The organism is Streptomyces spiramenti, assembly GCF_012034385.1.
GTDB classification, from domain to species: Bacteria; Actinomycetota; Actinomycetes; order Streptomycetales; family Streptomycetaceae; genus Streptomyces; species Streptomyces spiramenti.
In genome coordinates this window covers 1-1,088 of the sequence record NZ_JAAVJB010000471.1, presented here as the reverse complement: position 1 = coordinate 1,088, position 1,088 = coordinate 1, and the positions used below count along the sequence as shown (strand labels likewise).

Below are 1,088 nucleotides of genomic sequence, written 5' to 3'. Positions count from 1 at the left end.
GCCGCCCGGCAGGCAGCGGTCGCTGTTGGTGAAGAGCACCTTCGCGAGGGGCTGGCCGGAGTACTCGTTGCCCTTGGTGAGCCCGTACTCGATGCGGTTGAGGCTGCCGCCGCGGTCCTGGCGGCCCTGCTGCTCGGCGGAGACGGCGGGGCGCCGGCAGCGGACGCCCCGGCCGCCGACAGCGGGCAGCGGGACGACGCGGAGGAGGACGGGGCCGGCGAGCCCCCCGTCGCCGAGGAGTTCACCCGCTGGACCGCGGCCACGCTCGGCGGCGCCGAACTCCCGCTCCCCGACGGCTGGACCGAACGCGCCATCGACGGCGTCTCCGTCACCGGCGACGAGTACCCCTGCCCCCAGGACGAGGAGCGCCGCTGCGTCGTCGCCGGGGCCTTCCTCATCGAGGGGGAGCCCGGCGCCGAGCCCGGCGACGCCGCCGCCGGCGACATCGACGTCCACACCGCGTCGTCCTTCTCCGACGCCGCCTACGGCGGGGTCACCGAACGCCGGGAGGAGCTCTCCGAGGAGGTCGCCGTGGCGGGCACCACCGGCCACCGGGTCCGCCACCGGCTCACCACCGGCGCGGGAACCGAGGCGTACGCCGAGAGCGTCGCCTTCCCCGCCCCCGACGGCTCCGGCGGGACCCTCGTCCTGCGGCTCGGCTGGAACGCAGGGGAGACCGGGCCGGGGGAGGATCTCATGGCCTCCCTCGTGGCCGGTGTACGCCCCGCGTCCGCCACCTCGTCCGGTACCGATGTCTGAACGTCCGACCGTAGAGTGACCCCGGCCGTCCACGACGACGGCCGGTGACCGGTGAGCAGGGGGCCAATCGATGACCACCGAGCAGGGCCACACGCCCATCCGGCCCCGGCGCACGGCACCGCCGCGCCCCGCAGCGCCGCCAAGGCCGACGGTGCCACCCACCTCACCCACCACCTCGGGCACCGGAGCGGCACGCCCGTCGCCGCCCCCGCCGCGCCACCGCCCGCTCCCCTCGGCCCTCCCGCGGCCGAACCCCCGCACCGCCTCACCGCCGCCCCCCCGGGCCACCGCACCCCGGCCAAACAGGAAGACCCGGGGGCGCGGGCCCG

At 77.4% G+C, this 1,088-nt stretch carries 1 protein-coding gene and 1 pseudogene; both read left to right on the top strand.

The window, feature by feature from the left end; genetic code table 11:
• Nucleotides 1–759: hypothetical protein (locus HCJ92_RS24220; protein ID WP_167935734.1), on the top strand; the 759-nt coding region annotated here is incomplete at its 5' end.
• A gap of 51 nt (nucleotides 760–810) precedes the next feature.
• A pseudogene (locus tag HCJ92_RS24545) lies at nucleotides 811–1,088 on the top strand (hypothetical protein); the annotation flags it as partial.